This is a genomic window from Halomonas sp. AOP5-B2-8 (genome assembly GCF_052376475.1).
In the GTDB taxonomy this organism is placed as follows: Bacteria; Pseudomonadota; Gammaproteobacteria; order Pseudomonadales; family Halomonadaceae; genus Vreelandella; species Vreelandella casei.
In genome coordinates, this window is sequence record NZ_JBQSVS010000001.1 from 199940 (window position 1) to 220949 (window position 21010).

Below are 21010 nucleotides of genomic sequence, written 5' to 3' on the forward strand. Positions count from 1 at the left end.
CCTGAGTAGGTTAAATAACGGCATCACATGTTGTTGCCGCGACTAAACGGCGTTCGTCTCGCCCCCAAAAATGGGCCACCCCCTCAGCCCAGCCAGCCGGCCCTGCTGCTTGCGTGCGATATAACGACAGGCTATTGGGCTCAACGATCAAATCATGACAGCCACGAATAACCACAGCTTGATCGACGGCTTCCAGCATCGTGACATCGTTGGGCCCGTCCCCCAGGCCAAGTGAAAGCGGCGTACGCCCTCTTAAGGTGGTAAACCGCCTAATTAACCACTCCACCGCGCTACCTTTATCGGCAGTGCGTCCCATGACATGCCAAAAACGTCCGCCTTGAGTCAACGCCAATCCATCGCCTTCCAAGGCAGCGCGGAAGGTATCCAAGGCAGCCGCATTGTCTTGCCATAACAGTGGCTCGCTGCCTTCTCGCTGACGTGCATCCCGGGCACGCGCTTCGTCAAGCCCGGTGAGTTTCACTACCTCTAAGACGCTCATCTCACTCATACGCGTAAAGCGGCATTTTAGCCGTTCTCGCCACACCTTGAGACGAGCACGAATAAAGCCAATATCGATCCCCGGATGCTTGATCACCACACCGTCGCGCCCACTGCCCGGGCGATCTAAACGTGCATGACACCAGCCAGGCGGCAGGCCAATGACCGCGCCATTTTCAGCAATAAAAGGCGTTGCGGTAAGACCCAGCGCTTCGCGTAAAGGGATTAGCTCGGCACGGGTTTTACTGGTGACGGGGATTACCGGCACTCCCATCTGTTTTAATCGGGCAAGCCACGGCGCAGCGGGACTGAAGTCATAGCTATGGTGGTCTAATAGCGAGCCATCTAAGTCGGTGACGACTAAGCGAGGCTGCAAAGCAGGATCTATGGAAAAGATTGGCGCCGAGAGACGATTGGCTTCAAGCATGGCACTACCTCGTTTCAGTCTTAACGCACAGTTAAGACGTCGTGTCTGGATTACCAAGCTTATAAGGCAAATAATGCGCCAAAAACGATAAATGCTGGTTTCGCAGTGAGTTACATATCACTTGTGTAGTGGCATTGCGCTCAAGCCAATGGCAGCACCAAAAAGCAGCGTTGATAGCGCACCCAAAAGGCGCATAAAACAATCGGCGCACGCTGCTGTCTTCCAACGGCTGTGTGGCTGATGCACAGTGGTGCTAATACCCTGTCCGCTGCGTGTAGGCTAAACCTTTCTAAAGTGATGCATTAAAGCAAAATGCGCGCTAGCATACTCATCGAAGAAATGACCGCAGAGTGAGCCCTTTCCCACCAGGCGCTAGCCAACGGCCAGCGTAATTGGTGATTTCAGGCCTTTGATCTAAATAGCACGCTCGCAGCGTGTTAGAGGGCAAAGGGGGCTGGTAAAGCCATCTATCCCAATCGTCAAATATGTAAAGGTTTCCTATGGGTCGTCAACGACAGACTGTTAAGCAACATATTATTGTTATTGCTAGCCGCGTCATCAAACTGACCGCCAATATCACCAAAGTGCTTTGCTATCCTTTCCACGCCGCCTTTCCTAACAAGCGCTTTACCCTGCCAGCCTATGCGCCACCGTTGCTTCAGCCCTCCGCCAAGAAAGTGGCAATCCCGCGGATTATTTGGCAGACCAACTTCACGGACAAAGTGACGCTGCCTGTCTATCTAAACTATTTATTTAATCGCCTGATGGCCCCACGTTTTGAATATCGTTTTATGGTGACGGAAGCAAGGCACCTATTTATTGCGGATCACTATGACAGTGAAATCACTCAAAACTATTTGAAATTACAGATAGGTGCTGCACAGGCTGATTTCTGGCGGCTGCTGGTGCTACAAGAATATGGCGGCGTTTATTTAGATATCGATGCCCATGCTATTTGGCCGTTAAGCGATACGTTAGCCAGGAATACGGAGGAGCTGTACGTCGTCACGCGGCGCGGGGATTTCAGTAATTACTTTATTGCCAGCAAGCCTCAAAACCCGAATCTCGAAAAATTAATCAATCAGGTTAATAACAATATTAAAGACAATCAGCTCACTAACGTATTTGAGCTAACCGGGCCAGGCGTGTTCAATCAATTGCTAAACATACAAGAGGTGCCCACGGTTTCTTACCGCCATGCCTGCAATCAAGGCAGCTTTACTAACGAGCACTTTCAGTACATCGATAAAGCAGCGGGAAAGTGGACCAAAGAGCAACAAAAAGTGAGTATTGTCCGCCAAGAAGAACCATAAGTATCTAAGCAAAAGGCCCTGAATTAACAGGGCCTCTTTTCACATATGCACTAACGTGACGTTTACTTATAAACAGGCAGTCGCGCGCAAACCCCAGCTACTTTGTCCAACACCTGCGCTTCAATAGCGCTGGTGTCTTCGCCGTTGGCTAATACATCCAGAATGTCGCAGATCCAACCGGCCAACGTGCTGCACTCTTGCTCACCGAAACCGCGTGTGGTCACCGCAGGCGTACCAATACGCAAACCTGAGGTTACAAACGGGCTTTGCGGGTCGTTAGGTACGGCATTTTTATTAACGGTAATGTGGGCGCGGCCCAAAGCGGCGTCCGCGTCTTTACCGGTAACGCCTTGCTTGATCAGCGACAGCAGAAATAAGTGGTCTTCGGTGCCGCCAGAAACGATATCGTAGCCGCGGTCAATGAATACGCTGGCCATTGCCTGAGCATTTTTGACCACCTGCTGTTGATACGTTTTGAACGCAGGCTCCATGGCTTCTTTGAAGCAGATCGCTTTTGCCGCAATCACGTGCATCAAAGGACCGCCCTGGCCACCCGGGAATACCGCTGACTGCAGCTTTTTCTCAATATCAGCGTCGTTTTCCGCCGAGAGAATCACACCGCTGCGCGGGCCACGTAGCGTTTTATGGGTGGTAGACGTCACGACGTGGGCATGAGGCAAAGGGCTTGGATAGACACCCGCCGCGACAAGACCTGCCACGTGGGCCATATCCACCAACAGGTAAGCGCCCACTTCATCGGCGATTTCGCGGAACTTGGCCCAATCAACGATCTGAGAATACGCGGAAAAACCGGCGATGATCATCTTCGGCTTGTGCTCGCGAGCAAGCGCGGCCACTTGATCGTAGTCGATCAAGCCCTGCTCATTCAAACCGTACTGAATGGCATTGAAGTGCCTGCCCGAAAAGCTTGGCTTGGCACCGTGGGTCAGGTGGCCGCCTGCATCCAAGCTCATCCCTAGAATGGTATCGCCAGGCTTAACGAGCGCTAAAAAGACGGCGCTATTGGCCTGGGAGCCAGAATGCGGCTGAACGTTGACATAGGTTGCGCCAAACAGTTCTTTGGCGTAATCAATGGCCAGAGTTTCAGCAATATCGACGAATTCACAGCCACCGTAGTAGCGCTTACCGGGATAGCCTTCGGCGTATTTATTGGTTAGCTGACTACCTTGTGCTTCCAGTACGCGGGGGCTGGCGTAGTTTTCAGAAGCAATCAGCTCGATGTGGGCTTCTTGGCGGGCTACTTCTTTCTGCATGGCATCAAAAAGCACATCATCAAATCCGGCAATTGTCATATCGCGGCTGAACATCGGCAGGCACCTCGTAACGAGAAAGAGTCATCATGGAAGAAGCGAGGGCGCTATCATAACGCAGCCTGACACGACTTTCATCGCATCCGCATCAGGTTGTTAATGCACAGCATTCATCTTTAAGGCTTGGTAGCAGTATTTGTGAGATACCGCTTTAGCTCGCGAATCTTTAGGTTGCTATCCACCTCATCCCTGCTGACTTGCATTTTCGTCGCCAAGACCGAATACTGTATGTCCATACATGCACCATATCAGCCAGGGTGTCGACAATGCCGGGTCAGCACACTCCACTTACCCCCGCCTTGCCGTTAATATCGCAGCCGCAGCCTTATCTCACGCTGACAGGCCGAGCGGGGTTTAGCGGTTTTCCTTCGCCTGCGCAGGATTACGAGCCACGCACGCTAGACCTCAATACACGATTGATAAAAAATCCTACCGAGACGTTTTATATCACTGCCGCAGGCGACAGCATGGAGGGCTGGGGTATTTTTGACAGCGATTTACTGATTGTCGACCGCGGCGTAAAACCTCGCTTAGGACATATATTGGTGGCGATGTTTGACGGCGAAGTATTGATTAAACGTTACGCGCTCTATCAAGGCACACCGCACCTTTGCTCTGCCCATCCGCACTACCCGCCCCTGCCGCTTGAAGGCACCGACTGCCAGCTATGGGGCGTGGTGCGCGCCGTCGTGCATGAATATTTGCGATGAAATGAGGGCTTAAGATGATTGGCTTGGTCGATGCCAATAATTTCTATGTCAGCTGCGAGCGTATCTTTCAACCTAAGCTTGAAGGCAGGCCTGTCGGTGTTATGTCGAATAACGATGGGTGCATTATCGCCCGCTCAGCCGAGCTTAAAGCGCTGGATATTCCCATGGGGACGCCGGCGTTTAAACTTGAAGAGCTGCGTCAGCGTGGCGACATCCACCTATTGTCGTCTAACTACGAACTTTACGGCGATATGTCGGCACGGCTGACCCAGCTACTGCGCAATGCCTGCCCGGACGTTGCCCCCTACTCAATCGATGAAATGTTCGTCTATTTAGAAGGTTTCACCACAGAGCAGTGTGAGGCTCTAGGGCGGAAGCTGCGTCAGCGCATTCGGCGTCATTTAGGCCTGCCGGTGTGCGTTGGGCTGGCCCCCACGCACACACTCGCCAAGCTGGCTAACCACGTTGCCAAGCAAGACCCTTACTACCAAGGCGTTTGCCTACTTGGTGGGCAGGATCACACGACAGAGGCGCTGCTCAAACGCACACCGGCAAGCCGCGTGTGGGGCGTCGGGCATCGGCTGGCCGAGCGCTTAGCCATTGGCGGCGTGAGGACCGCCTGGGAATTAAGAGAAAGCGATGAAAAACAGCTGCGTAAGCGTTTCTCAGTAGTGCTCGCGCGCACGGCGCTTGAGCTACGCGGCACGCCATGCTTAACAATGAACGCATTGGATCTACCGCGCCAGCGCATTATGACATCACGTTCGTTTGGCCAACCGACAGGCGACTTTACGCAGGTGCATAACGCTCTACGCCGACACGCCCAGCGTAGCGCTGAAAAACTGCGCGAGCAGCGTAGTTTAGCCCGCGCCGTAATGGTATTTCTTAATACCAACCGCCACCGCCGCGATCAGCCGCAATGCTTCCCGCAAGCGCTAATCGCGCTGCCCTCACCCAGCGACGATACCCGCGTTATCCTTGATACGGTTCGCCAGGGGCTGGAGCAAATGTACCGCCCTCACCACCACTTTATGAAAGCGGGTGTAATGCTCCTCGACTTAGTCGATGCCGAGCGACACCAGCTGTCATTATTAGGGCCAACGCCTCACCATCATCACCCATTGCTGATGGCAACGGTGGACCAGATCAATCAGCAAATGGGGCAAGGAACGATTAGTTTTGGCATGACCAATGCGCCGGCCGCCTGGCAACTGCGCTGCGCCCATCGCTCTCCTCGTTTCACTACGCGCTGGGATGAATTAATGCAGGCAGGCACTCATCCTGGCGCTATCGATGCGTGTACTTCACGGACGTAACCGCTACCCTAGGGCATCCTTTGCCCGAATAACGTTGCCTTCATGTCTCTCACTCGTCCCGATCAAGAGTACGCTCCAGCCCCTGGCCTAGCGCAACGGTGGGCAAACCGCTATATACAAGGCTACTTTCGCCGCCATCCGGCAATGGCAGCCCCCAACCCACAGGCGCTGCAACGCGCACGACGCTGGATTATCACTTGGGCGGCGGTTGCCGGAATGATTTCTGGTACGCTGATTGGCGGAGCAGAATGGTGGATGCGGGAATTTGCCACCGACAACTGGAATGCGCTGAGTCTTCGCGAGCAGCTTCCCTACTGGGCCGGCTATATGGCCGTAGCAGGCAGCATTACCGCGCTAGAGATTGGCTTCTTGTACTGGAATGCGCTACGCGGCGTCGCGAGCATTACGCGCTTGGCAGGCTTGCACTATGGCCAAACCGAACCACTAGAGCCGGATATTCAACTGACGGTGCACGGCGTTTCACGCGTAGCCTTGGAGTACCCGAGTCCGGGTAATCTTATCTATGGCGTTGACCCACATGCCTACCTGGGTGGCTGGAGAATAACCGCTAGAGCCCTGCTTTATCGCTTAAAAATCAGCTTAAGCAGCTTCCTGCTTCGTTTACTGCTACGCCGCTTATTAGGCCGCCTGACGCTGCGCGGTTTTCTGCCCGTTTTAACAGGGCCCCTGTATGCTGTTTGGAACGCCTGGATTGCTGCACGCATTATTCAAGAAGCCTATTTACAGGCCCGCGGACCAGCGCTAGTGAAGCAGTTAATGGCAACGCTAGCTGACAGCGACGCTCCGACTCGCCGCTTAGTGGCACAAGGAGTGGGTGAGCTCATTATGCGCAATCAGCACCCACACCCGAATTTAGTGCTGCTTCTGGCTCGCCTGCTAGATAGCCTGCCCGACAAACCACAAGCTATTGACGTTGATTGGCCTACGACGCTTCACGACTACGCGCAGCTAACGAACCCGCCACGGCATACGCTGCTCAGCGCACTTACCCAGACGGCACTGCTCAGTGGCACTTACCGTGGCTCAAGGAAACGATTTTTAAAAGAAGTCTTTGCGACGTGTCAAACGCCGCTGCTAGAGACTGATGTGAAGGCCCAGCAGCAGCGTTTATTATCAGGCGAGGTGCCGTAACGGATTAAACGGACTTGAGGGCGTGACGTAGCCGCGGGCTGAGGGTTTCACCGAATATCGCCATAGCGACCAAGATCGCCAGGAGCCACGGCCAGTGCGCGGCAAACGAAACCTGATAAACGCCCAAGGCATCGACGAAAATCACCACAATACCGAGCGGGCTCACGTAGCGCACCATGGTCAGCCAAAGCGCATAGGGCAGCGGCGCCAGCCCCAGCTCATCGCGGAAAGTCTCGCTTTTTAATACATAGCCTGCCAGCACCACCATGCCCAATCCACCCAGCGGCATCATCCAGCGTGACGTCAGGTAGTCCAGCCAGTCGAAAAAGGTTTTTCCCGCCAGCGTCCAGTCAGCGCCCAGATTAAACGACAGCATTGCCAGGGTGCTGATCAACCACAGCACAATACCCGTTACCCAAGCAGCGGTCGGGCGCGACAATCCTTTGTTATCGCATAGCCAAGAGACCGTGGCTTCAACCATGGAAATAGCGGAGGTCAACGCCGCCATAGAAAGCATTAAGAAGAATAAGATGCCAAATAACGTGCCCAGGGGCATCGCCTGGAAGGCCAACGGCAGGCTCATAAAGATCAACCCTGGGCCTTCACCAGGATTCATGCCGTTGGCAAAAATCACCGGAAAAATCGCCAGACCCGCCATCAAGGCAACGACCGTATCGGCAACGGCAACGCTCACCGTGGTACGGCCAATTGAAGCGTCTTTAGGCAGGTAGCTGCCGTAGGTCAGAATCGCGCCAGAGGCAAGTGAGAGTGTGAAAAAGGCGTGGCCGAGCGCTGCCAACAAGCCCTCACTAGAGAGGCTGCCGGCATTGAATGAGAATAGAAAGCTCACCGCCGCACCAAAGCCACCGGAAAACATACCAAAGCCAATCAGCACAACCAGCATGACAACCAATCCTGGCATCATCCAACTGACGCTTTTTTCAATGCCTCGCTGCACGCCTTTGCCCACAATGAGCATCGTGATCAGCGTGACAAAGGTGCTCCAGAAACCAAGGTTGAGCGGGTTCGCATTATTAGCGCCGAACACCGCCGCCATATCATCAACACTGCTGGCTGCAAGCCCGCCAGTTAGCATCTTCCACAAATAGGCAAATGACCAACCGGCCACGACCACATAAAACGATAGCACCATAAAACCGCAGAGCATCGCCATCCAGCCAATCAATGACCAGGCCGAGGAGCGGCCAGACTCATTGACGACGCGACGAATAGCGTCCACGGGGCTGCCGCGCCCGCGGCGCCCAAAGGCAATCTCCGCCATCATTACCGGCACACCAACGGCAAAGATGCACACTAGATAAACCAAGACGAACGCACCGCCACCAAATTCCCCGGTGATATAAGGGAATTTCCAGATATTGCCTAGCCCAACCGCCGAGCCGGTTGCTGCCAACATAAACCCCCAGCGGCCTAGCCACTGAGTGCGAGGTTGCCCAGAAGAGGTCATTAGCGCATTTACCCTGTCATAAAAAGGCGCCTATTCTAGCAGCCTGCCGGACTTAACGCAGATCTACTGCAAACACCGGTCTCTCAATCCACTTCAAGCGATCGATTTCATTCATCAGGCATACACGGAGGCTTTGGCCGCGGCATCCAAACGCTGAGCGGTTTGATCCACTTGGCGCAACCAGACCAACAGCACCGCGCCAATTATCACAAAACCACCGGCCAGCCAAAGTCCAACGCTATAATGCCCTGAAGCCTCTGCCAGCATGCCAGTTAGCGCCGGCGCACAAATTTGTGCCGCGCCATAAGCCAGCGTCATCTGGCCCATTAAGCGTGCAGGGCTTGATGGATACAGCCTGCCTGCCATGGTCAACACAAGGCTGACACAGCCTAGGAAGGTACCGCCATAAAGCACGGCGCTCAGGAGTACGCCGGCTAGGCTTGATGTTATAGCGGGCAGCACGATGCCGACGGCTTGTATCAGCATCGCGACAATCAAAGCACCCAAATAGCCAATCCGCCGGGCGATCAAATCCCAAAGCATCACCGCCGGGGCTGCCGCCAAGCCCACCAGGGCAAACGCCCAGTTGCCCGCCCCCACCAGAAGCGGCTCGCGTTCCACAATCGTGACAATGAACGTGGCGCTGATGACATAGCCATAGCCTGCACAGAAATAGGCAGGCAACATTAAGCGCATAAACGTGCGCGAAGGGGGCATAACGGGGGGCGCACTTGCTTCGCTTGCACCAGGTAGCGATTTCACCGGGCGCGGTAGCCAATGCCATGCGGGTACTAACAGTATTGCGCCTAGCAAACCAAAGCACCACCACTGGGCCCGCCAGCCAAGTGACAGTGACAGCATGTATTCCACCGCTAAGGCGGCCACTACAATTCCCAGTCCCGCTCCGGCAAAATGAATGCCTAACTCGCCGCGCTGACGATGCTGAATCAACCAATGCAAAATCAGACCCGAAGCTAATAGCATCGAACTACTGGTGGAAAGTCCTGATAGAAAGCGTAATCCTGCCCAGAGCCAAAAGTGGTCGGTCAAGGCCATACCCGCGGTGGTCAGCACGGCCAGCACCAGCCCAATCCGGTACAACGTATCCTTGGTATAAATACTGCGCACGGACGCTGCCAGCACGGCCCCGAGCATATAGCCTGCGTAGTTGATCGCCGCTAGCCAGCCACCATCAGCATCCCCCATCCAACTCTGCTGCTGCATCACCGGCAATAAAGGCGTATAGGCAAAGCGCGCTATTCCCATGCACAATATCTGGCTACAAACGCCTGCCAGCAGCACTTTAAAGCGCCGGGAACTTAGCGTTACTACAGTCATCGAACGGCTCCTGAAACAACGTTACTATTGTTGTCTTAATTAGCATGCATGCATTCATAAACATATATTCATAAACATATATTCATAAACATAGTAAAGCGTACCGGGCAGCACGTCATGACGCCTAGCGGGCTGAGCACGAACCGGCGGCGTCACTTCGGTCGTTCACCTCGGCTTTTTCTACACGCCGGGCCGGAATCTGGCAGACTAGAGGCGATAAACACCCACCTTCATGAGTGAGCGAAAACGATGAGCGATACGGCAAAACCCTGGACGCAACCGATGCCCGAGGCGCAGTTTAAATTAATGCGCGATATTCTTGCCGCGCCAAGCCCAGTGGGCCTGGAAGCCGCAATGACGTACGGCGTACTCAAGCCCCATTTTGAAAGTTTTGCGCCTAAAGGCTGGCATCTGCATCAGTTCAAGGGCAATGCGGGCGTTGTTCTGGACACCCATCCTGATCGTGACGACATGTTTAAGGTCATGATTATCGGCCATGCAGATAAAATTCGCATGCAAGTACGCTCAATTGGTGAAGACGGCAAAATCTGGATCAATACCGATTCATTCCTGCCGACCGTATTAGTCGGCCATGAGGTAAAGCTATTTAGCGAAGACCCGGAAGCCCCCGGTAGCTATCGCAGCATTGAAGGCGGCACGGTTGAAGCACTTGGCGCCATTCACTTTTCAGACCCAAGCATGCGCACAGGCGACAAAGGGCTCAAAAAAGAGCAGATTTATCTAGATTTGCAGATTCACGGTGACAACAAAAAACAGCAAGTATTAAACCTCGGCGTACGTCCCGGCGATTCGATCATTTTCGACCGCCCCATTCGCCCCGGCTTTAGTCCCAATACCTTCTATGGTGCTTATTTAGATAACGGCCTTGGCTGTTTTGTGGCTGCCGAAGTGGCTCGTCTTATCGCCGAAGCAGGCGGCACAAAAAATATTCGCGTGCTATTTGCCATTGCCAGCTACGAGGAAATTGGCCGCTTTGGTAGCCGCGTCATGGCCGGTGAAATGAAGCCCGATGCGCTGATTGGCGTAGATGTTAATCACGACTATGTCGCGGCCCCAGGTATTGGTGACAAACGCATGCAGCCGCTAGAAATGGGTAAAGGCTTCACCATGGCAGTGGGTTCGATTGCCAGCGAACAGCTCAACCGCATTATTGCTACCGCGGCGAAAGAGCAGGATATACCCATGCAGCGCGACATTGTCGGCGTGGATACCGGCACCGATGGCATGGCAGGGGTATTGGCATCGATTGACAGCGCCGCTACCTCAATCGGCTTTCCGACTCGCAATATGCATACAATTTCAGAAACCGGCCATACCCAAGACGTGCTAGCCGCCATCTACGCGCTTACTCATACTCTGCAAGCACTGGACAAACTACCCAATCTTGAACGTGAATTCCTGGATAACCATCCGCGTTTAGATCAAGCAAGCCCGCTAACTCATCAGGGTAGTGATAAGCCTGCCAGTGAAGGTGATGAAAGCGCAGAGATTAAGCCTGCGTAAACAGCGCCCACGCTAAGTGCTTTTTTACATCCCTTGTAAATGGCCCGCTAGATAGCTTCTAGCGGGCCATGTTTGATTCAGCTCGCCTCCCTCCTTATCAATACGAAACCTTTCCCTCGCCCCTTCCACCACTACTAAAGTTGCATCTATACAACCAACGTTCAATAAACGAAAGTGGTAGGATCCCTCCCGTTAATTAGCTAGTACTTACACGTTATTGCTTATCAATGGAGTTAATAAATGGGAGTTTCATCGCAAGGATGGCGCCATTGGACGCCCCTGCTGGCCGGGCCGCTGCTGTGCATACTTGTACAGCTTCTCATGCCCGCCACTCTGATCGACCCTGCGCCGCGCCTGGTTCTTGGCCTAACCGCCTGGATGGCCGTGTGGTGGGTAACCGAACCCGTACCCATTCCAGTCACCTCGTTTTTACCCATGATTATTTTGCCGCTAAGCGGCGTAATGACACTAGATGACACCGTGGTCGGCTACGCAAACCCGGTTATTTATATGTATATGGGCGGTTTTATACTGGCCATTGCCATTGAGCGTTGGAACTTACATCGCCGCATTGCACTGAATATTGTTAGCCGTATCGGCAATAGCCTACGCAGCATTGTGCTTGGCGTGATGATCGCCTCAGCCTTTCTTTCCATGTGGATTTCAAATGCCGCCACGGCGCTGATGATGCTACCCATAGCCATTGCCCTGCTCGGAGAGCTGGATGAGCGTGACCAGTTCGATGGTAAGCAGCGCGATGCGTTTGCACGCGTGCTGCTACTCACTGTTGCTTACTCAGCTTCCATTGGTGGCTTGGCTACGATTATTGGCTCGGTGCCCAATGCCATAGTGGTGGCTATGATTCCGCAATTTTTTGACGGGGTTGAAATTAGCTTTTTAGATTGGATGATGTTTGCACTTCCTCTCACTCTTATCATGCTCGTCATCTTGTACGTCTATCTCACCCATATTTATGTCAAGGTGCCCAACACCCGCCTAGAAGTTAACTTCGTTGCCGAAGAGTTGAAAGCACTTGGCCCTATGGGGCCCGAAGAAAAGCGCGTACTGATAGTGTTTGTCACTACCGCACTCGCATGGGCGTTAAGGGGTTGGTTAGCACCCTTCTTTGATCTACCGCTAAACGATACATTAATTGCGGTTATTGCGGCGGTGGCACTATTTATTATCCCAGCTCACAGCGAAAAACGTAGCCTGTTAGTGTGGGATGATATGGCACGCCTGCCGTGGGGGCTGTTTATACTTTGGGGCGGCGGCATGACGCTCGCCGCAGCCTTCAGTGCGAGCGACTTAACGGGCTGGATCAGCCAGCAGCTGCAGCTCTTAGACGGCGTTAATTACTTTGTGCTAATTCTCTTTATGGTGCTGCTGATGCTGTTCCTAACCGAGATTATCTCTAACACCGCAACGGCCAATATGGCACTGCCTATTACGGCGGGAATGGCTGCCGCGATTACGACAGGTAATCCGCTGGGCCTAATGGTGGCCGTTGCCCTGGCAACTACCTGCGCTTTCATGATGCCTATTTCCACGCCACCTAACGCTGCCGTTTTCTCCAGCGGGCGAATCTCAATTAAGGAGATGGCAAAAGCAGGCTTTGCGATGAATATTGTTAGCGCCATTATCATCACGCTATTTGTTTACTTTATTATGCCATTACTGCTTCCTATGCCGTCTTAGCAAATAAAGTAGTTTAAGATTGCACGCAAAAAGAAGCCCCGGCCATTCCTTGGCTGGGGCTTTATTAAACCTTCCATGATGCTTCTTCACAAACGTCCTGTTCGTGCTTCCCTGAGTACTTAAAGCATTCCTAGCTTTGCCTTCCCTGTTACCACTTCCCTGTGCTTGAAGGGCACAATGCGCCTTATATCCATGGATTTATCTAACCTGTGATATGCAGTCGCAAATAAATAGCGTTTGAACGATTTAAAATTGAAACAAGCAACTTGCCAACTTTCCAAACAAAAACATACAATCATGCACGTTTCGCTACCCACAAGGATGACACACGTGACTCAATATACTTGGTGGTCTGCCGCCGTGATTGGTTTGGCTATTTCGCCGATTGCCTCGGCAGATAGCTGGGAAGGAAGTATTGGCGCTGGCGTGCTCTACGCGCCCGATTACTTAGGCAGCGACGACTACGATACAAAACTATGGCCATCGATAAATCTCACCTATGGCGAGACCTTCACCATCAATCCGCGCTCTGGCATTGAATGGCACGCTATTCGTGATGGCGGCTGGACCGTATCGCCCTTTATTGGCTACACCTTTGGGCGTGACAACAAAGGTGATATAAGCGCCTTCGAAGAAGTAGATGGCGGTGCAACGCTAGGGCTACGCGTTGGCTACGAGCAAAGAGAGTGGCTCTACAGCGTGGCGGCTAGCACGCCGGTAACCGGCGATGTGGATGGCGCAGAGTTTGAAGTAGCAGCGGCCTGGCGTACACCGCTTAGTGAGCGTTTATTTTTCTCTTTATCGCCAAGCGCTCATTACTCAAACGAAAAGTGGACAGAGTCAATGTTCGGCGTTTCAGCACGCGACAGCCTGCGTAGAGGGATTGCCCAATACAATCCTGACGGCGGATACTGGCGGCTAGGCGTAAGCAGCAGCCTGACTTACGCGCTAACGCCAGAATGGTCAGCAACAGGTTTCGTGGGGACAAGCTACCTAACGGGCAACGCATCGGACAGCCCTATCGTGGATGAGCTAGGCAGCGATTGGCAAACGGTGACCGGCGTATCCCTCAATTATAATTTTTAACAGGCCCACGCGACTCACGATGACAAAATATCGTTGAGTCGGCCTGTTTGAATACGTCTCGCTGAAAGGTAACAGATGGTCACTAGTACAGGAAGACAGCGGCTTGCCCCTTTATTTAGCCGCTTATCTGGCGTCGGGCTGGTGCTGGGCACACTACTGTTTGCCTTCTCGCTGACGCCAAGTTTGCTTCCTCGCCCACTGATGCCACAGGGCATCGTTTCCGGCCTGAGCTTTACCGCTGGCTACGCCCTCGGCGTCGCCAGCCATTGGGCATGGGCATACCTGCATATTCCAGAACCTAACCTGCGCATAGAGCGAAAAATAAAGTGGGTCGCAGCGGCGATCTGCACGCTCGTCGCGGGAGTATTTTTATGGCAAGCGTCGGAGTGGCAAAATAGTATCCGCACATTGATGGGCATGGCGCCAGCAAGCGGCACTCGACCGTTTTCTATTGCGCTGATCGCGCTAGCCGTCTTTGTTTTCATGCTGCTGATAGCCTATCTATTCAAGCGTACCTTTCGGCTGCTATCACGCAAAATGGCCCACATTGTCCCCCGCCGTGTTTCCTATGTGCTCGGCACAATAGCCGCCGTGGCGCTCTTTTGGTCGGTGCTTGAGGGGGTCATTTATTCGCTTGCGTTACAAATAGCCGACCGCTCTTATCAGCAGGTGGACGAGCTAATTCAGGACGACCTTTCGCCCCCTGACAATCCAATGAGGCCCGGCAGTGCAGAATCCCTCATCAGTTGGGAAGCACTAGGCAGTCGAGGACGCCGCTTTGTGACGCAAGGCCCTAGCGGCGAGCAAATAGGCCGCTATCTCGATGAAGAAACGCCCGACCCCATACGCGTCTACGTTGGCTTAAATGCCGCTGAAACAGCGCAGGAACGCGCAGAGCTCGCCCTCGCAGAGCTCATTCGTGTGGATGGTTTCGAGCGCTCAGTGCTGGTTATCGCCACGCCTACAGGGCGCGGCTGGGTTGATCCGGCAGCGCAAGATACCGTGGAGTATCTGCACCGTGGCGATATTGCCACCGTTGCTGCCCAATACTCCTACTTACCCAGCCACCTCTCACTGATTGCTGAGGGCGAATACGGCGTCGAAAGTGCGCGAGCGCTGTTCACCACGGTTTATGATTATTGGACAACCTTGCCCCGCGATGAACGGCCGCGCTTATATCTATTTGGGCTGAGCCTAGGCGCGCTGAATTCAGATCTCTCGTTTGATCTTTACGACATTATTGAAGACCCGTTTCATGGCGCACTGTGGAGTGGCCCCCCTTTTCGTAGTGAAACCTGGCGCACCGTTACCAGTGATCGCGATACGGGCACACCCGCCTGGCTGCCAACGTTTCGAGGCGGCTCCGTGGTGCGCTTTATGAATCAACATCAAGGGCTGCAAAGCTCTGATACGCAGTGGGGTGACTTCCGTATTGCCTACTTACAGTATGCCAGCGATCCAATTACCTTTTTTGAACCCGCCGCCTTTTGGCGCGAACCTGATTGGATGCGCGAACCACGTGGCCCCGATGTTTCACCCGACCTACGCTGGTATCCTGTCGTCACTATGCTGCAGCTGCTAGCCGACCTTGCAACGGGTAGCTCACCGCCAGGCTTTGGTCACGAAATAGCCGCTGAAGATTACATTAGTGCGTGGGCGGCCCTTTCGGAGCCGCCCGGTTGGAACGAGAGCCAACTGACCCAGCTGCGCGAGTACTTTATCCAAGCACGCGAGATGGACCTCTAATCGTCCATCGCTCTAACCTATCAGAAGCCCTGCTAGACGGGGCACATATACCGCTGCCAGCAGTGAGAAACAGTGAGCATTGAGGCACGAGACTTTTATCGCAACGGGCCTAATCATCGTCGGGGCAAAGCAACTAACTTTGCCTTAATCCGGCGCCAGTTCGATTTCCGCTCCATTGAGATTGGCCGCTGGGTCACAAGCGCTGAGCGCGACCGTGCCTCCGAGCTGTTTCACGATGCCTTGTGCGATCTTATGTTGATTCTACAAGGCCCAGAAACACTGATTTCGCTGCGCGGCTCCATAGCCTTACAGTATGGCTGTGGCGGCCGGCCCGGGGTTGCTGCGCATTACGACCCCCACCAACGCAGCTTTGCACTCGCTAAAAATGCCGGTCCCGGCAGCATTGCTCACGAGTGGTTTCATGCTTTCGACCACTACATTGCCCAGAAATGTTTTCGCGGCGCGCCCGCCCACATGTTCGCCTCTACTGCCTGGTTAGCCGAAGCCACGCCAGTCCCTCACTCGCTTAATCAGCTGCTAATGCGCTGCTTCAAGGCGGTACTTTTGCAACCAGAAGGCGACCAGCCAAGCGCACTGTTTAAACGCTCGGTGCGCATGGACAAACAACTTGGCCAGCTCTATTACAGTAAGCCCGAGGAACTCTGTGCGCGTGCTTTTGAGGCTTTTATACAGGACGCAGCCATCACCAATCACTTCTTAGTCAAAGGCACAAAAGCCTCGCCGGACGCAGACAAAGGGCTTTATCCTCAGGGAGAACAGCGGGTTCGCATTAATACCGCATTCGGCGAATATTTTGGCAGGCTGGGCAATGCACTTAGCACTTAAAGTACGCCCTGAGAGTTAGCATAATGCGTGGTGATATATCGACGGAATGGTCTACGCTTATATCGTCCACCGAGGAGAATCATTATGTCTGAACAAGCGTGCGCATGCCCGAAATGTACTTGCTCTGTCGATAGCAAACCCGTTGAGAAAGAGGGAAAATTATACTGCTGCGAGTCCTGCGCCACCGGCCACGCCGATGGCTCGCAAGACTGTGGTCACGACTGCCAGTGCGGGAAATAATCCTTCCCCTTAATGTTTTCTGCTACTGTAGCAACGCCCGACAGTCCCGCTGCCGGGCGTTTTTGCAGCTCATGACTGCTAATATGGAAAAGCTGCTCAGCCCCTTTCGCCAGCGTGCGAAATAGTGCGATTATGACTACGCTGTAGCAACGCTCACCACTCAAAGGAAGAGAATATGTCTACTACCACTATCGTCGTTATCGTTGTTGTTCTCGTTGCCGTACTAGGCGTTGGTTTCAGCGGTCGCTTACCGTTTTAATAGCGAGCCATAAAAAAGCCCGCTGAAAAATCAGCGGGCTTTTTAAATTCTTGGCGGAGAGGGAGGGATTCGAACCCTCGAAGCCTTACGACTTACACACTTTCCAGGCGTGCTCCTTCGACCACTCGGACACCTCTCCACATTTTGGCTCTGTTCAAAGGATGAACCTTTCGCAACAGAACGGCGCACATACTATGGTCTAAGCTGCGAAATAGCAAGCCTTTTCAGGCTTTTCGCGCCTATCGGCTAGCGTTGCGGCAACACGGCGTAGCTGCCGCGGGCTTCCAGGCAGAGTGTTTCTCCACAGTAGAGCTGATGATTCAGTGCAATACGCCCTTTACCACGTTCGGCGAGCATATTGGCAAGCTGAGCGGGCCCCGCAGGTTCAAGCGGTGTGCATATTAAACGGTAGTTGCCCACAACCGGGGCAAGAAAGCGCTGACTAGCCTCTGCAACTACCACATCGCGTGCCAAGCCTTGCTCGCGCAGCCATAGCGTGACCCAACACCAGCCTTGCAGAGTGGTTTGCGCCGTCAGTGCGCCACCAAAGCCCGTGCCTTTATCGTTAAGGTTGGGCTCTAGCGCTAATTGCCAGGTGAGCGCATCACCTTCGCGCACCATTTCGCTAATGCCTAGCGTGCCCACCATAGGAATCGCCTCACCTAGCCACTGCTGAAAAGCAGCGAGATCTTCCTGCTGGCCATTGGGCAGCGGCAGACGTGGATGCGGCACGCCCGGTTTACGAGATAGCTTCATAGGTTCGCCTGCCTAATCCCAGCGTTCAACAAAGTCAGCAACGCTATGCTCCGCCACTGGCTTATGGCGACCGCCTAGCGCGCCTAAATAGATGAATGCGACAACCTCGTCATCTTCACTCAGGCTCAAGCCTTTACGTACCACCGAATCGAACGCGTACTTCCCACTGCGCCACATAGCGCCTAAGCCCTGTGCGTGGGCGGCCAGCAAGATACCGTGGGCAGCGCAGCCTGCGGAAATTACCTGCTCCATTTTGGGCACTTTATCGAGCTCTGGCGTAACCTTTGCGATAACGGCGATCACCATCGGCGCACGCAACGGCTTTTTACGCGCCGAATTCAGCGTATCGTCATCGGCATGCGGGTCTTCCTGGAACTCTGCTTCGGCAAATAGCTCGCCTAGACGCTCACGCCCCTCCCCACTGAATTCAATGAAGCGCCAAGGGCGCAGCTCTTTATGGTCGGGTGCGCGCAGTGCTGCCTGATAAATAATACTGAGCTGTTCGGCACTGGGCGCCGGCTCAGCCAGCTTGCCCATTGAGCTGCGTTCGTGAAGAAGCGTGAATGCGTCCATTAATGACTCCAGTCCAGGTTCAATCGTATGTGACTACGGTAGCATCGCCATTTATAACACTGCCGTTTACTGCCTTGCCAGCCTCAGCGGCGTAGGCGGCATCAGTCCAGGTGTTGCGCGCCAAGGACTAATATCCAACCCGCCACGACGCACGTAGCGGGCAAGCACTAGCAGCTGGCTGGGCTGCGCATACGTCATTAGGTCGGTGAAGACATGTTCAACGCAATGCTCGTGAAAATCCTGATGCTGTCGAAACCCGATCAGATAGCGTAACAGCCCTTCGCGATCAATCTTTGGCCCTTTATAGCGAATCAACACGCTGCCCCAGTCCGGCTGGCCGGTTACGGGGCAGTTAGATTTGAGCAAGTGGGAATACAGCGTCTCTTCGACGACCTCATCGCTTACCGTTAAATGAGCGCTGCTAGGCGTGTAATCGCTTACTGCGATATCTAAGTCGTCCAAACATTCGCCCGGCAAGCACTGCACTGTAAGCTCAGGGGCATCCACATCAAATAACTCAACGCTCACCTCGGCACCCGCTGCGATAGCGAGGTCATTGGCAAGCGTTTGCATCACGTCTTCACGACTGTAGAAGCGAGTTTGATTAAAGCTATTGAGATAGAGCTTCCACGACTTAGACTCAATCAAATTGGGCGAGCTGGCGGGCAGGCGAAAACGTGCCACGGCCACCACGGGCTTGCCGCGGGAATTCAGCCAGGACACTTCAAACGCATGCCATTCGTCTTCACCCACAAACGGTAAAGCCCCCTCTTCAATCCCTAGCGGCACTCGGTTGGCCGCACGAACAATGGGATAAAGCAGCGCCGCGTCATACTTTTCGGGGTAAGTGGAATCGCGCCCTAGCGGCGCGTGTTCTAAGGTATCTGGGCGATGTGTCATTATCTGTCACTCTCTGCTTAATGCCGTCATGCAATGCAATTAACTACGAATGCCTTTACCGCGCTCCAGCATCACCAGCGCAACGCTGAATAGCACGATAATAAAGGCCAAAATCGCAGCGAGCGCCCAGCCAACGGGAATATCCGAGACGCCTAAGAATCCATAACGAAACACGTTAACCATGTACAAGATAGGATTGAGCATGGAAACGCTCTGCCAGAAGTCTGGCAGCATCGAAATAGAGTAAAAGACACCGCCCAAGTAAGTCAGCGGCGTCAGTATGAAGGTCGGTACAATGGAAATATCGTCAAACTTGTTGGCCAGCAAGGCGTTGATAAAACCGCCAATGGAAAACAGTGCAGACGTAAGCACAACCACTAATATCGTGAGCAGCGGATGCTCCATGGTTAAGCGGGTAAAGAACAGCGAAACCACGGTCACAATGACCCCCACACCGAGGCCACGGGCCATACCGCCTAAAATAAAGCCGGACAAAATCACCCAGTTAGGCATCGGCGACACCATCATTTCTTCAATCGAACGCTGAAATTTGTTCGAAAAGAAACTCGATGCCACGTTGGAATAGCTGTTGGTAATCACGGACATCATGATCAACCCTGGAACAATAAAGTCCATGTAGCTGAAGCCGTCCATGTCGCCAATTCGCGAGCCGATTAGATTGCCAAAAATAATGAAATACATCGCCATCGTGATAGAGGGCGGCAGCAGCGTTTGCGGCCAAATGCGCGTAAAACGCTTAATTTCTTTCAGCACCAAGGTCCATAGAGCAATCAATGTTTGGCTTGCATTCATAAGCGAGACTCCCTGTTTTCGACATCAGAACTCTCACCGCTAGAAGCGTCAGCACGCTGATCTATCGCCCCCTGGTTGCTGCCTTTTACCATTGACACGAACATCTCCTCTAAGCGATTAGCCCGGTTACGCATAGACACCACCTGCACACCCTGCTCACTTAGCGCATTGAATACATCATTCAAACGCTGGCCGCGATGCACCAACAGGGAAAGCTGGGTGGGCTCTAGCTGATGAAGTTCAAAGCCCTCAACATGCGGTGTCTCTGCGACCGGCTCAGCTAAATCAATGAGGAAGGTCTCTGTATCAAGCTCAGCCAGCAGCTGACGCACGCTGGTATTACGCACAATGTCGCCATCATTGATAATAGCGACATTGCGACACAGGCTCTCAGCCTCTTCCAGATAGTGCGTTGTCAGGATGATCGTCGTGCCTTCATCTTGGTTAATGCGCCGCATGTATTCCCACATACTGCGCCGCAGCTCGATATCGACACCGGCAGTGGGCTCATCCAAAATCAGCAGCCGGGGGCGATGCATTAGCGCCCGGGCAATCATTAGCCGTCGCTTCATCCCACCTGAGAGCATGCGTGCGTTGCCGTCGCGCTTCTCCCAAAGGCCCAAATCTGTAAGAAGCTGCTGGGCACGTGGCAATGCCTCGCGAGTGCTCATGCCGTAATAGCCTGCCTGAGCCAGTACGATATCGAGCACCTTCTCAAACTGATTAAAGTTGAACTCTTGGGGCACAACGCCTAGCTGATACTTGGCTTTGGCAAAATCTTTATCAATATCGATGCCAAAGATAGAAACGCTGCCCGCCGTTTTTTGCACCAGTGAGCAAACCACACCAAGAGTAGTGGATTTTCCGGCCCCATTGGGACCCAAAAGCGCAAAAAAATCGCCCTGCTGGACGTCGAGATCAATACCTTTAAGCGCTTGAAAGCCGTTGGCGTACACTTTGGTAAGGCCACGGATCGACAATGCCGGTTCGGCCATGAAAATGTCCTGTCAGCAAAT

General features: G+C 53.5%; 19 protein-coding genes and 1 tRNA gene. 10 read left to right on the top strand and 10 right to left on the bottom strand.

The features are described 5' to 3' along the window. Nucleotides 1–10: 10 nt before the first annotated feature. Entirely contained in the window at nt 11–925 is a 915-nt protein-coding gene (locus tag ACT3RP_RS00855) for an HAD-IIB family hydrolase (protein WP_483393056.1), read from the bottom strand. Between the two features lie 500 nt (nt 926–1425). Here ACT3RP_RS00855 and ACT3RP_RS00860 point away from each other — a divergent pair, with 500 nt between their 5' ends. Next, nucleotides 1426–2238: a glycosyltransferase family 32 protein gene (locus ACT3RP_RS00860; RefSeq protein ID WP_193062244.1), complete on the top strand. Its 813-nt coding sequence runs from the start codon at nt 1426–1428 to the stop codon at nt 2236–2238. Nucleotides 2239–2300: 62 nt separating this feature from the next. Here the strand turns inward: ACT3RP_RS00860 and glyA are convergent, their stop codons facing one another. After that, nucleotides 2301–3566 (bottom strand): serine hydroxymethyltransferase, encoded by a 1266-nt coding sequence (gene glyA, locus ACT3RP_RS00865; RefSeq protein ID WP_193062242.1) that lies wholly within the window; start codon nt 3564–3566, stop codon nt 2301–2303. A 269-nt stretch (nt 3567–3835) separates the two neighbouring features. Between glyA and ACT3RP_RS00870 the strand changes: the two genes are divergently transcribed. Genes ACT3RP_RS00870 through ACT3RP_RS00880 form a run of 3 tightly spaced genes read left to right on the top strand, consistent with a single transcriptional unit; the run spans nt 3836 to nt 6747 of the window. Beyond that, complete coding sequence (locus ACT3RP_RS00870; protein ID WP_193062241.1) at nt 3836–4279, top strand: LexA family protein; 444 nt, start codon at nt 3836–3838, stop codon at nt 4277–4279. 14 nt (nt 4280–4293) lie between these two features. Continuing rightward, nucleotides 4294–5595, top strand: coding sequence for a Y-family DNA polymerase (locus ACT3RP_RS00875; RefSeq protein WP_483393057.1), 1302 nt, complete (start codon nt 4294–4296; stop codon nt 5593–5595). A gap of 42 nt (nt 5596–5637) precedes the next feature. Continuing rightward, a complete protein-coding gene (locus ACT3RP_RS00880) occupies nt 5638–6747 on the top strand; it encodes an LBF_2804 family protein (RefSeq protein ID WP_441686795.1) in 1110 nt (369 codons plus the stop codon). Between the two features lie 4 nt (nt 6748–6751). On the opposite strand, the gene ACT3RP_RS00885 is transcribed toward ACT3RP_RS00880, so the two are convergent. Both ACT3RP_RS00885 and ACT3RP_RS00890 read right to left on the bottom strand, forming a co-directional pair. After that, on the bottom strand, nt 6752–8215 hold the full coding sequence (locus ACT3RP_RS00885; protein WP_441686796.1) for a sodium-dependent transporter: 1464 nt from the start codon (nt 8213–8215) through the stop codon (nt 6752–6754). 114 nt (nt 8216–8329) lie between these two features. Further along, on the bottom strand, nt 8330–9553 hold the full coding sequence (locus tag ACT3RP_RS00890) for a YbfB/YjiJ family MFS transporter (protein WP_441686797.1): 1224 nt from the start codon (nt 9551–9553) through the stop codon (nt 8330–8332). Between the two features lie 249 nt (nt 9554–9802). Here ACT3RP_RS00890 and ACT3RP_RS00895 point away from each other — a divergent pair, with 249 nt between their 5' ends. The 6 genes from ACT3RP_RS00895 (at nt 9803) to ACT3RP_RS00920 (ending at nt 16693) form a co-directional block, all read left to right on the top strand. Further along, nucleotides 9803–11077, top strand: a complete 1275-nt coding sequence (locus ACT3RP_RS00895) for a M20/M25/M40 family metallo-hydrolase (RefSeq protein ID WP_444624676.1) — start codon at nt 9803–9805, stop codon at nt 11075–11077. Between the two features lie 240 nt (nt 11078–11317). Continuing rightward, on the top strand, nt 11318–12775 hold the full coding sequence (locus tag ACT3RP_RS00900; protein WP_441686851.1) for an SLC13 family permease: 1458 nt from the start codon (nt 11318–11320) through the stop codon (nt 12773–12775). 321 nt (nt 12776–13096) lie between these two features. Beyond that, a complete protein-coding gene (locus ACT3RP_RS00905; protein WP_483393058.1) occupies nt 13097–13861 on the top strand; it encodes a MipA/OmpV family protein in 765 nt (254 codons plus the stop codon). Nucleotides 13862–13936: 75 nt separating this feature from the next. Then, nucleotides 13937–15607: an alpha/beta hydrolase gene (locus tag ACT3RP_RS00910; RefSeq protein WP_483393059.1), complete on the top strand. Its 1671-nt coding sequence runs from the start codon at nt 13937–13939 to the stop codon at nt 15605–15607. A 72-nt stretch (nt 15608–15679) separates the two neighbouring features. Then, a complete protein-coding gene (locus ACT3RP_RS00915; protein ID WP_441686848.1) occupies nt 15680–16453 on the top strand; it encodes a CLCA_X family protein in 774 nt (257 codons plus the stop codon). Nucleotides 16454–16537: 84 nt separating this feature from the next. Continuing rightward, the gene (locus tag ACT3RP_RS00920; protein ID WP_441686847.1) at nt 16538–16693 is read left to right on the top strand and encodes a metallothionein; all 156 of its coding nucleotides are present in this window, start codon (nt 16538–16540) and stop codon (nt 16691–16693) included. A gap of 310 nt (nt 16694–17003) precedes the next feature. On the opposite strand, the gene ACT3RP_RS00925 is transcribed toward ACT3RP_RS00920, so the two are convergent. The 6 genes from ACT3RP_RS00925 to ACT3RP_RS00950 all read right to left on the bottom strand — a co-directional run bounded on the left by ACT3RP_RS00925 (nt 17004) and on the right by ACT3RP_RS00950 (nt 20989). Continuing rightward, nucleotides 17004–17091, bottom strand: a tRNA-Ser gene (locus ACT3RP_RS00925). A gap of 107 nt (nt 17092–17198) precedes the next feature. Beyond that, nucleotides 17199–17708: a YiiD C-terminal domain-containing protein gene (locus tag ACT3RP_RS00930; RefSeq protein WP_441686885.1), complete on the bottom strand. Its 510-nt coding sequence runs from the start codon at nt 17706–17708 to the stop codon at nt 17199–17201. Between the two features lie 12 nt (nt 17709–17720). Then, on the bottom strand, nt 17721–18281 hold the full coding sequence (locus tag ACT3RP_RS00935) for a nitroreductase family protein (RefSeq protein WP_483393060.1): 561 nt from the start codon (nt 18279–18281) through the stop codon (nt 17721–17723). A gap of 66 nt (nt 18282–18347) precedes the next feature. Continuing rightward, nucleotides 18348–19181 carry an NADPH-dependent 7-cyano-7-deazaguanine reductase QueF gene (gene queF, locus ACT3RP_RS00940; RefSeq protein ID WP_441686886.1) on the bottom strand — a complete coding sequence of 278 codons (834 nt, stop codon included), beginning with the start codon at nt 19179–19181 and terminating at the stop codon, nt 18348–18350. Nucleotides 19182–19220: 39 nt separating this feature from the next. Next, on the bottom strand, nt 19221–19994 hold the full coding sequence (locus tag ACT3RP_RS00945) for an ABC transporter permease (protein ID WP_441686887.1): 774 nt from the start codon (nt 19992–19994) through the stop codon (nt 19221–19223). Continuing rightward, nucleotides 19991–20989, bottom strand: coding sequence for an ABC transporter ATP-binding protein (locus tag ACT3RP_RS00950; RefSeq protein WP_193062210.1), 999 nt, complete (start codon nt 20987–20989; stop codon nt 19991–19993). Before ACT3RP_RS00950 ends, ACT3RP_RS00945 begins: the two co-directional genes overlap by 4 nt. Between the last annotated feature and the right edge of the window lie 21 nt (nt 20990–21010).

Bases quoted from the DNA above. Each gene is read 5' to 3' on its own strand.
- ACT3RP_RS00855 (WP_483393056.1), bottom strand. From the start codon at position 925: ATGCTTGAAGCCAATCGTCTCTCGGCGCCAATCTTTTCCATAGATCCT.
- ACT3RP_RS00860 (WP_193062244.1), top strand. From the start codon at position 1,426: ATGGGTCGTCAACGACAGACTGTTAAGCAACATATTATTGTTATTGCT.
- glyA (WP_193062242.1), bottom strand. From the start codon at position 3,566: ATGTTCAGCCGCGATATGACAATTGCCGGATTTGATGATGTGCTTTTT.
- ACT3RP_RS00870 (WP_193062241.1), top strand. From the start codon at position 3,836: ATGCCGGGTCAGCACACTCCACTTACCCCCGCCTTGCCGTTAATATCG.
- ACT3RP_RS00875 (WP_483393057.1), top strand. From the start codon at position 4,294: ATGATTGGCTTGGTCGATGCCAATAATTTCTATGTCAGCTGCGAGCGT.
- ACT3RP_RS00880 (WP_441686795.1), top strand. From the start codon at position 5,638: ATGTCTCTCACTCGTCCCGATCAAGAGTACGCTCCAGCCCCTGGCCTA.
- ACT3RP_RS00885 (WP_441686796.1), bottom strand. From the start codon at position 8,215: ATGACCTCTTCTGGGCAACCTCGCACTCAGTGGCTAGGCCGCTGGGGG.
- ACT3RP_RS00890 (WP_441686797.1), bottom strand. From the start codon at position 9,553: ATGACTGTAGTAACGCTAAGTTCCCGGCGCTTTAAAGTGCTGCTGGCA.
- ACT3RP_RS00895 (WP_444624676.1), top strand. From the start codon at position 9,803: ATGAGCGATACGGCAAAACCCTGGACGCAACCGATGCCCGAGGCGCAG.
- ACT3RP_RS00900 (WP_441686851.1), top strand. From the start codon at position 11,318: ATGGGAGTTTCATCGCAAGGATGGCGCCATTGGACGCCCCTGCTGGCC.
- ACT3RP_RS00905 (WP_483393058.1), top strand. From the start codon at position 13,097: ATGACACACGTGACTCAATATACTTGGTGGTCTGCCGCCGTGATTGGT.
- ACT3RP_RS00910 (WP_483393059.1), top strand. From the start codon at position 13,937: ATGGTCACTAGTACAGGAAGACAGCGGCTTGCCCCTTTATTTAGCCGC.
- ACT3RP_RS00920 (WP_441686847.1), top strand. From the start codon at position 16,538: ATGTCTGAACAAGCGTGCGCATGCCCGAAATGTACTTGCTCTGTCGAT.
- ACT3RP_RS00930 (WP_441686885.1), bottom strand. From the start codon at position 17,708: ATGAAGCTATCTCGTAAACCGGGCGTGCCGCATCCACGTCTGCCGCTG.
- ACT3RP_RS00935 (WP_483393060.1), bottom strand. From the start codon at position 18,281: ATGGACGCATTCACGCTTCTTCACGAACGCAGCTCAATGGGCAAGCTG.
- queF (WP_441686886.1), bottom strand. From the start codon at position 19,181: ATGACACATCGCCCAGATACCTTAGAACACGCGCCGCTAGGGCGCGAT.
- ACT3RP_RS00945 (WP_441686887.1), bottom strand. From the start codon at position 19,994: ATGAATGCAAGCCAAACATTGATTGCTCTATGGACCTTGGTGCTGAAA.
- ACT3RP_RS00950 (WP_193062210.1), bottom strand. From the start codon at position 20,989: ATGGCCGAACCGGCATTGTCGATCCGTGGCCTTACCAAAGTGTACGCC.